General features: G+C 41.5%; 1 protein-coding gene and 1 pseudogene. Both read right to left on the minus strand.

All coding sequences use genetic code 11. The features are described 5' to 3' along the window. Nucleotides 1-292: 292 nt before the first annotated feature. On the minus strand, nucleotides 293-1,003 hold the full coding sequence (locus H8S17_RS15880; protein ID WP_014080632.1) for a DUF6040 family protein: 711 nt from the start codon (nucleotides 1,001-1,003) through the stop codon (nucleotides 293-295). Further along, a pseudogene (locus H8S17_RS15885) lies at nucleotides 981-2,378 on the minus strand (MobA/MobL family protein); the annotation flags it as partial. The pseudogene H8S17_RS15885 and the gene H8S17_RS15880, both read right to left, overlap by 23 nt.

Consider the following 2,378-nt stretch of genomic DNA (forward strand, 5'->3'; position numbering starts at 1 on the left):
TGCACCATATAATCCTTCGATTGCTTTAATATGCTTATTTACATCATGTAATATGTGGACGGTTTGATCATATTTTTTTGTCTGCGTCAAATAGTATTCGTATTGTACCTTTGCCTGTTCCCTGCATTTTCTATATCGTCATGTTGATATTATTACTTTACTATCCTGCACACTCTCTGGGAGTGACTGTATCTATCAAAAAAGAAGCCAGCAGTTTATTCACGCACTGCTGACTTCCTATAATACTACTCATTTTATTTACTTCGCTGCGTCTCAGACAATTTTTTTATTTTTAAACATAACCTCTGTTTTCCCGCCATCCCTTTACATACCACCTGATTCCAACATATACCAGTTGCACGAATAATAAGAGAAATAGCAGATTGATTGGCAATACTTCCTTTATCCAATCCCCAAAGTAGATAGCTATTGCCATACTTACAAGTATCACCATTATGGTAATCATATCCCAACAGTATTTCTTATATAGCCCTGCAATCTTTATTTCGATAAATGCCAAAAGTATTCCCACACCCACCAGACATCCACCGCAAATCAATATTCTTATCAGCCAGTTTATAATTCCGGCAACGACAGGATTGGATATTCCATCACTAATCTGTGCCACGTTCTTTCCTGCCAGTACAACCCAGCCAGCAATGGTCTGTGTGAAAGTTGCGATTGTATCAAAGAATACCACGCAATCAGAAATAAATATTTTTGACCTTATCATCTGAAAAAGAGTAGTTGATACGGAATACCATATCAGCAGAAACATCAATGCTTCATACATGGCTGTTTTTGTTTTATATCTGCCTGCCAGTTTTTCCCTCTGCATATCATACTTTTCCTTAGCTTTCAGATAAGCTGTCTGTTTACAATTCCCGCACTTTTGATAGAGTACCGGCTTTTCAACCGGTATCTCTACTTTTTTCTGATGGGAGAGTGCATAATCCCGTTCCTGTTCTGCCTGTCTCTGCTTATCTCGACATTCCTCTATCATGGCTTGGACGGTGTGTGTTTTCTCTTTCTCGCTCTGCAACAATTCTTTTGTTTTCCTCAAGTCGTTCTTTAAGGCTTGAATGTTCTCTGTTTTGTTCTCGCTGTTTAACTTCTCGTTCAAGGTCAGCGATTCGTCGAGCTGCACTTTCAGTTCCCTGATAGTCCGGTCTTTCTGGTCGAGTTCTTCCTGCATCTGCTCTGTCAGCAGAAGCAACTCTTCCAGTTGATCGTCGCTCTTTGAGTTTCTTAATTCGTTCATCAATCAACCTTCCTTTCTCTAATTGCTGTTCAAGTTCAGTAATTCGCTGTTCTGTTTCTGCAATAGCCGGTTCTCGCTGTTTAATTTCTGTGCCAATTCCTGCCATTGCTGATTTTCGTCTGTGAGTTTCTGTATCTGGTCTGTCTTTTCTTCCAGAAGCATCAACAGTTCTTCTGTATCCGGTAAGATTTGTAGCAGCTCTGACAATTCTTTCTCTAATTGCTGCAATCGTTCTTCCTGCTCCTGAAAGCACATCAGCTTCTCGTCCTTTTCCTGTATCTCCTGAAGCATCTCTGCCATGATATTCTGCTGTTCATCTATCTGTGTAATCATTGCTTCCATCATGGGAATTACTTCTTTGCTTTCTTCTAATGTCATTCAACCACTCCCTCCACATCGACAATGCACCGGATACCTTACCAAAGGTTGCAATTACCTTTTGCAGCAGTGCATTTTGTTTTTTTATCATCTGGTTTTCCTCGATCTTCCATGAACCTTTCCTTATCTGCCCGGTGAGATATTTTTCCTCAATCTTCCTTGCATCTGCACCCTCATGAATCGTAGGGACTTTCAATTTGCCCTGTCTTTCATAAGAGCGGTGGTCAATCAGATTGTCTATGGATAAATGCCGGTTACACATCTTTGCCCATTCGCTTCGCCATAACTCACAATTCTTTGGATTGTTCCAGCCGGTAGCGTCAGTCAGAACCCTTTTCCATTGTTTTCTGTTTCTTGCCCCGACTTTCTGTACTCCGTTTTCATCAAGTACCGGAATACGGATTCCATGACGGTCTGGATTTTTCTTATCCTGCCACCAGTCCGGGTGGGATTCATCAACCACGATATTTCCGTCAGTATCTCTGACAAAATCCCAGTCCTTGACTTCCTTGCTGCCCCATGAGTGGTCTGGATTGAATGGTCGCATGGTTACAAGTAAATGCACATGTGGGTTCCCGTCGCCCTTATCGTGTATGCTCCAGTCGGCACACATTCCCTCGTCCACGAAAGTCTTTTGAATATATTCGGTTGTATAATCAATCTGTTCCTGTCTGCTCCATTCTTTCGGCAGGGAAAATTCAAATGAGCGTCCAAGCTGTGCATCTGCATTTTTTCTATC

It is taken from the genome of Roseburia zhanii (assembly GCF_014287635.1).
Lineage (GTDB): Bacteria > Bacillota > Clostridia > Lachnospirales > Lachnospiraceae > Roseburia_B > Roseburia_B zhanii.